Here is a 7,030-nt window from a genome sequence, read left to right as displayed (position 1 = left end):
TCGATTCAAAAAGAAAAACTGCAACTAGAAGCACAAGCCTTGGATCATGGTCAACTCAAGCAAATTGATGTTAACTCGTTAAAGCGTGGAGAATATCAACCACGTCGTTTTATTCAAGAACAGGATTTACAGGAGCTTGCATCATCGATTGAAAAACATGGTGTAATGCAGCCTATCGTGATTCGTCCTGTGGATGATGAACAACATTCATATGAAATTATTGCAGGTGAGCGACGTTGGCGTGCTGCAATTATGGCGGGATTAACTGAAATTCCTGCAATTGTAAGAGAGTTGAATGATCAGGTCGCGATAGCATTAGCCTTAATTGAAAATATTCAACGCCAGGATTTAAATCCTATTGATCAAGCACTTGCATTGCAACGTTTTCATGATGAATTTGGTTTAAGTCACCAAGAAATTGCAGATACTGTTGGTAAAGCACGTACTACAGTTAGTAATTTGTTGCGCTTATTAAGTTTAGCAGACCCAATTAAAGATTATATGCAACAAGGTCAGATTGATATGGGACATGCCCGCGCAATTTTGACTTTAAAGACTAAAGAACAAATTGAAGTTGCAAAAATCGTGATTGAAAAAGGTTTGTCAGTGCGTCAAACTGAACAATTGGTTCGTGAGTGGAGTGAACCAAAACCAGAAAAGGAGAAAGTAAAAATTTCTCCAGATATTGAACATTTAACTCAAAAGCTATCTGAACGCTTTGGTGCGAATGTCAAAATTGACCATAACCAACAAGGAAAAGGGAAAATGGTCATTCACTATCACTCATTGGATGAGTTGGATGGGATTCTAAATATTTGTTTGCCTAACTAATATTTAGGATTCGTCCTAATTATTTTAAATATTATTGGGGAATAATATGTGGGAACTGGTAAAAGCGGGCGGTTGGTTAATGCTGCCGCTTATTCTCTCATCAATTTTTACGGTTGCAATCACAATTGAACGCTACATTCGTTTGAAACGTTCTCAAGTATTACCTGGGGATTTATTTGTAAATGGTTCTAATGCTGAGACTGTAATTTCAAATTTACAGCAAGAGCAAGCAAAGAAATCACCTTTAGGACGTATTCTACTTGCTGGGTACGAACACAAAGAACAGGGTGAACAATTTGCGCGTGCGCAAATGGAGGCGGCAGCTTCACAAGAAATTTCCTTCTTAGAGAAGAACATCAATTTCTTGGGCACATTAAGCGCAATAGCCCCTTTATTGGGTTTGCTTGGTACGGTTTTAGGTATTATTGAATCTTTCTTGGTGATTAATGTGGGATCAGCAGGAAATGCAAGTATGATGATGCCTGGTATTTCTAAAGCCTTGATCACAACGGCTGTTGGTATGTTAATTGCTATTCCAGCGATGATTGCTTATCGATACTTTCAACGTGTTGTACACGAATATACCGCTGAGTTAGAACAACAATCTACTTTGTTCCATGCTGCACTTTTCTACAAAAAAGTACCACATGTACAAGAACATCGCCTTGCAAGCTAAGCATAGGTGATCAAATGAAATTTAAACGCTCTCAAGTTGAAGATATTCATATCAATTTGACACCAATGATTGACTGTATGTTATTTATTTTGGTGTTTTTATTACTTTCGACGACATTTAGTCAGCAAAGTCGTATAAATCTAACTTTGCCCGATGCTCAAGGTGTACCGCCTAAACAATTCGATCAAAAAATTGAAATCATGGTAGACTCCACAGGCCATTATTCCGTGAATGGTCAAGCATTATCGACAAAAGATACAGCTGATCTCAGTACAGCCATTAAGCAAGTTGCACAAGAACGTCGCGACTTTATGTTTATTATCGCTGCTGATTCTAAAGCCGCCCATCAGGATGTAATACGTGTGATGGATGTTGCAGGTCAGCTTGGATTTGTTAACGTTAACATTAGCACTAAAGTTCCAACTAGAGGTTTCACCGAGTGAATCAAGATTTTAAGGTTTATTTACGCCTTTTAGCTTATCTAAAATCTTATTGGGGTATTGCCTTATTTGTATTACTTGGTTTTGGTATCAATGCGGCTACCGAAGTCTCGGTAGCCAAATTGCTGAAATTTATTATTGATGCAATTCAAAATGGAAGCAGAGAAAACCTAAATCTGTTTCCTGCATTGATCGTGTTGTTAATGTTCTTTAGAGGTGTTGGATTATTCTTAGGTGGATATTTTACCGCTGTAATCTCAAGACGTTTGGTTTTTAGTATTCGCCAAGAGGTTTATGCGAAGCTGCTTAGATTGCCTGCACAATATTATTTAGATAATACCTCTGGTCATATTAGTGCAAAATTAATGTATAACGTGCAGCAATTAACAGCTGCATCCTCTGATTCTTTACAGACATTAGTTAAAGATGGCCTGATTGTCATAGGTTTATTAAGTTATTTGTTTTATACCAACTGGCGCTTAACGATGTGTATTATCGTATTTATGCCAGTGATTGGTATTTTAGTTCGTGTAGCAGCAAAGCGCATGAGAAAGCTTTCGATACAAGTACAAAATACCATGGGTGATGTCAATCATGTGGTTCAGGAAACTATCAATGGTAACTCTGTAGTTAAAAGTTTCACTGGTGAAGCTTTTGAGCAACAACGCTTCTATAAGTCATCTGAAGAAAACCTTCGTCGTGGTTTGAAGATGGTGGTTGTTCAGAATATCAATAGTCCAGTGGTGCAACTGATTTTGTCTTGTGCAATGGCAATCATTTTATGGTTAGCTTTGCGCCCGCAGGTTTTTGGTGACACATCTGCTGGCGAATTCGTCTCTTATATCACTGCTGCTGGACTGATCTCTAAGCCTGTAAAAAACTTAACTGATATCAATGAAAAACTTCAGCGCGGTTTAGCTGCAGCACATTCGGTTTTTGAATTATTGGATTTACCTGAAGAAGAAAATAAAGGGCAATTGAAGCCTCAATTGAAAGGTAATATTCGATTTGATCAAGCTTGCTTGGAATATTCTGATGGTACCAAAGCCATTAAAGATTTCTCTTTAAATATTCAAGCTGGTCAAACTATTGCACTCGTTGGGAGGTCAGGGGCTGGTAAAACCTCATTGGTAAACATGTTGCCGCGTTTCCAAGAGTTAAGTAGTGGCGGTATATATTTTGATGATATTCCTGTTCAAGAAATCGAGTTGCTGTGTTTAAGATCGCAAATTGCAATGGTGAACCAACAAGTCGTTCTGTTTAATCGTTCAGTGCGTGACAATATCGCCTACGGACAATTACAAAATGCTAGTGATGAGCAAGTGATTGCTGCTGCTAAAGCTGCCTATGCACATGATTTCATCATGAGTTTGCCTCAAGGTTATGACACTATACTTGGTGCCCAAGGTCTGAATTTATCTGGTGGACAACGTCAACGTATTGCGATTGCGAGAGCAATTCTGAAAGATTCGCCAATTCTAATTTTAGATGAGGCAACAAGCGCGCTTGATAACGAATCAGAATACTTTATCCAACAAGCCTTTGATGAAGCGATGCAAGGTCGTACCACGATTGTAATTGCTCATCGATTATCTACAGTTGAAAATGCCGATTTGATTGTTGTGATGGATAAAGGACAAATTATCGAGCAAGGAACTCACTTAGAATTGATCGCTAAACAAGGAATGTATTATCAGTTACATCAGCGCAATTTTGAGGAAAATTAATCATGTCACTGGCACAGACGATTCAGACTGCTTGGAATAACCAAAAGAAATGGCTGATCGTTTTAAGACCATTGTCATGGCTTTATCGCTTTGCATTTTTGATGAATAAAGCGATGTACACACACAAGCTGAAGAAAATCTATACGGCACCAATCCCAGTTATGGTGATTGGAAATATTACAGTTGGCGGAAGTGGAAAAACTCCTTTGCTAATTCAACTAGTAAAATATTTGCAAAGCAAAGGGTTGTCGGTAGGTGTAATTAGTCGTGGTTATGGAGGGGTTGGTCCATTTCCAGCGCTGGTACATAAAGAGTCATCGCCTGAGATTATTGGTGATGAACCCGCTTTAATTGTTCAATCGACTGGTGTTGCAATGGCAGTTGGTCCAAATAGACAATCTTCTATAGAGTTATTATTGCAGAACTATTCATTGGATTTGATTATTAGTGATGATGGTCTTCAGCACTGGGCTTTAGATCGTCAAATTGAATGGATTGTTTTAGATCAAAATCGTGGTTTAGGGAATGAAAAGCTGTTGCCTGAAGGGTATTTGCGAGAGCCAAAATCACGTCTACAAAATAGTAGTGTGATTGTACATAGCAAACAGCCTCAATCATTGCTCAATATGCATTTGCAAGTGGGTAAGCCTTATTTGCTCAGATCTGATAATTTATCTAATCAATTCGATTCAAAGCAAAGCTATCATGCTGTGGTTGGTATCGGTTTTCCACAGCGTTTTTATCAGACTTTGCAAAATTTAGGAATTGAGCAATTTCAAGCTCATGAGTTTCCGGATCATCATGAATATAAACTGAGTGATCTAAGTTTTCAGAATCAGAATGCGATTATCACAACAGAAAAAGATGCTGTTAAATTAAAAGAAATTTTAATTCAACATCCAGAATTCAATATCCCTATTTGGGTTGTACCCGTAGAAGCCGTTTTATCATCCGATTGTTATGACTTGTTGGAGCAACAATTACAACAAGTTGGTATTCATTTGTCTTAGAGATATACCATGAAACACATTGTCATTCCTGCACGTTTTGCAAGTTCGAGATTACCAGCTAAACCATTATTGCTGATACATGGTCGTCCAATGATTTTACGAGTGGTTGATCAGGCAAAAAAAGTTGAGGGCTTTGATGATTTATGTGTTGCGACAGATGATGAGCGAATTGCCGAGATCTGCCGTGCAGAAGGCGTTGATGTGGTATTGACAAGCCCTGATCATCTATCTGGTACGGATCGTTTAAGTGAAGTAGCTCGTTTAAAAGGATGGGCGGAAGATGACATTATTGTGAATGTTCAGGGTGATGAACCTTTATTACCTGCAAAATTAGTTAAACAGGTTTCACAGCTTCTCGTTGATAATCCAAATTGCTCAATGTCTACGTTGTGCGAGCCAATCAGCGTTTTGGATGAATTTCAGCGAGATAGTATCGTCAAAGTTGTCATGTCAAAACATAATGAAGCATTGTATTTTAGCCGCGCAACTATCCCTTATGATCGTGATGGGGCGAAACAAAAACAGCAATCAATGCATAGCAGTGCTTACCGCCATCTAGGTTTGTATGCCTATCGAGTTAAACTATTACAAGAATATGTAACTTGGGATCAAGGTGTGCTTGAAAAATTAGAAAGTCTTGAGCAACTCAGGGTGCTTGAAAACGGTCATCGCATTGCCATAGCTATTGCTGAAGCAAACCTTCCGCCCGGAGTTGATACTCAGGAAGATTTAGATCGATTAAACTCAATGTCTATCAGTTTCTTTGAATAATATGACAAAAGAAGTTCAAATCTATGAACATTATCCTTGGCATCAGCAAACTTGGGATCTTTTAACCTCGCATTTTCCTGATGTTGGGCATGGTTTATTGTTTTATGGAAAGAAAGGATGTGCTAAACAAGAGTTTACCGATAGATTTGTAGCATGGGTGTTATGTTTAAATAAACAATCTGAAAATGCCTGTGGCGAATGTAGTAGCTGTCAATGGTTAAAGTCGGATACACATCCTAACTATGTTCACATCACAACAGATGAAGATAATAAAAAGCAAAATGCAAAAATTAAGATTGAAAAAATTCGAGATCTTTTACCTTTTGTTCAGCAAACTGGTGAAGGCTGGCGTGTTGTAGTCATTGAACCTGCTGAAGCTTTAAATATAGCTTCATCAAATGCTTTATTAAAAACTTTAGAAGAACCTGGTGAGAAAGTTGTTTTGATCTTGGTTGCAGATCATTATTTGAAATTACCTGCAACTATTCGGAGTCGATTGCAACACTTTGCATTAGATCGCTTAAAAGATGAGGATGCTCAGAATTTTTTGAAAGAAAGAATTTCTGACCTGAAACCACTACAACTGTCTTTGCTACTCAATCTTGCTAATGGAATGCCATTAACTGCAATCGAAATACAAAACAGTGAGTGGTTAGATAAACGAGCATCATTTTTAAAAGATTGGTCTAAGCTTTGTTCTGAAAAGAGTATGCCTTTGCATTATGCTAATAAATGGTCGAAAGAGCTAAGTTTTGCAGATTTTATGGTTATGTTTGAATACTTGTTTGCGGATGTTATTCGTCTAAAGCTAAATCAGCAATTAAAAAATCAAGATTTAGTTTTTGATGATTTGGCTCAAATATATAACTTAGAAACTCTGTTCTCAATTTATTCGGATTTCCAGCAGAAAAAACTAATGTTGGAGCAAAATGTTCAGTCGCAATTAGTTATGGATGAGCTATTTATTCAGCTAATGAATGTTAATTAGTGACGATATTTTTTAAATGCTTATAAATAGATAAGTTATTTGAAACATTATTTGTTGTTTCTATTAATGTTTCTTATAATTCAAAAAATGAAAGTTGATTGGGTTCAGCTAAGTAGATTGACGGTGTTTATCGCACTTGTATTTGAAACCATGAGCGTTCATGCTTTATTACGGTTAATCAGCATCATATAAGAAACTTTAAGTAAATTAATAACAGGGGAATGTAATGCAACCACAAATGATGGGTGGGATTATACAAGTCAATATTCCTGACAAGGCTACCTTACAAGCGAGTTATATGCCTTTTGTACAAGGTGGTGGCCTATTTGTTCCGACTAAGCAAGCGGTAAAAATGGGACAAGAAGTTTTTATCCTTGCCACTTTGCCTGATCAATCACAGAAAATTCCTTTAACTGGTAAGGTGATTTGGATTTCGCATAAGCAAACCCATTTTAAACCACAAGGTTTTGCAATTCAGCTTGCAGGTGATAAAGGTGTTTATTACCGAACAGAGGCAGAAAGAATTTTAGCGGGTGCTAAAAGCCTTGATCGTCCAAGTTATACTATGTAATTAAATTTTTTAGGAA

The 7,030-nt window shown here is 37.4% G+C and carries 8 protein-coding genes; all 8 read left to right on the top strand.

Annotated features, from left to right (window positions below):
- Positions 1-831, top strand: an 831-nt coding sequence (locus A2003_RS01300; RefSeq protein WP_286686718.1) for a ParB/RepB/Spo0J family partition protein, incomplete at its 5' end; no start/stop codon positions are given.
- A 46-nt stretch (positions 832-877) separates the two neighbouring features.
- Positions 878-1,507, top strand: a complete 630-nt coding sequence (locus A2003_RS01295; RefSeq protein ID WP_279684480.1) for a MotA/TolQ/ExbB proton channel family protein — start codon at positions 878-880, stop codon at positions 1,505-1,507.
- Between the two features lie 14 nt (positions 1,508-1,521).
- The gene (locus tag A2003_RS01290; protein WP_279684478.1) at positions 1,522-1,950 is read left to right on the top strand and encodes an ExbD/TolR family protein; all 429 of its coding nucleotides are present in this window, start codon (positions 1,522-1,524) and stop codon (positions 1,948-1,950) included.
- Positions 1,947-3,674, top strand: a complete 1,728-nt coding sequence (msbA, locus tag A2003_RS01285; RefSeq protein WP_042891017.1) for a lipid A export permease/ATP-binding protein MsbA — start codon at positions 1,947-1,949, stop codon at positions 3,672-3,674. The genes A2003_RS01290 and msbA overlap by 4 nt, the downstream gene beginning before the upstream one ends.
- A gap of 2 nt (positions 3,675-3,676) precedes the next feature.
- Positions 3,677-4,684, top strand: a complete 1,008-nt coding sequence (gene lpxK / locus A2003_RS01280; RefSeq protein ID WP_004962211.1) for a tetraacyldisaccharide 4'-kinase — start codon at positions 3,677-3,679, stop codon at positions 4,682-4,684.
- A 9-nt stretch (positions 4,685-4,693) separates the two neighbouring features.
- Positions 4,694-5,455 carry a 3-deoxy-manno-octulosonate cytidylyltransferase gene (gene kdsB / locus A2003_RS01275; RefSeq protein ID WP_004962209.1) on the top strand — a complete coding sequence of 254 codons (762 nt, stop codon included), beginning with the start codon at positions 4,694-4,696 and terminating at the stop codon, positions 5,453-5,455.
- 1 nt (position 5,456) lies between these two features.
- Positions 5,457-6,443, top strand: coding sequence for a DNA polymerase III delta subunit-related protein (locus A2003_RS01270; RefSeq protein WP_005402538.1), 987 nt, complete (start codon positions 5,457-5,459; stop codon positions 6,441-6,443).
- 226 nt (positions 6,444-6,669) lie between these two features.
- A complete protein-coding gene (locus A2003_RS01265; protein ID WP_005402539.1) occupies positions 6,670-7,014 on the top strand; it encodes a PilZ domain-containing protein in 345 nt (114 codons plus the stop codon).
- Positions 7,015-7,030 lie beyond the last annotated feature (16 nt).

This window comes from Acinetobacter sp. GWC1_38_13 (genome assembly GCF_001767535.1).
Taxonomy (GTDB): domain Bacteria; phylum Pseudomonadota; class Gammaproteobacteria; order Pseudomonadales; family Moraxellaceae; genus Acinetobacter; species Acinetobacter junii.
This window is presented reverse-complemented; position numbering and strand designations above follow the sequence as displayed.

Bases quoted from the DNA above. Each gene is read 5' to 3' on its own strand.
- A2003_RS01295 (WP_279684480.1), top strand. From the start codon at position 878: ATGTGGGAACTGGTAAAAGCGGGCGGTTGGTTAATGCTGCCGCTTATT.
- A2003_RS01290 (WP_279684478.1), top strand. From the start codon at position 1,522: ATGAAATTTAAACGCTCTCAAGTTGAAGATATTCATATCAATTTGACA.
- lpxK (WP_004962211.1), top strand. From the start codon at position 3,677: ATGTCACTGGCACAGACGATTCAGACTGCTTGGAATAACCAAAAGAAA.
- kdsB (WP_004962209.1), top strand. From the start codon at position 4,694: ATGAAACACATTGTCATTCCTGCACGTTTTGCAAGTTCGAGATTACCA.
- A2003_RS01270 (WP_005402538.1), top strand. From the start codon at position 5,457: ATGACAAAAGAAGTTCAAATCTATGAACATTATCCTTGGCATCAGCAA.
- A2003_RS01265 (WP_005402539.1), top strand. From the start codon at position 6,670: ATGCAACCACAAATGATGGGTGGGATTATACAAGTCAATATTCCTGAC.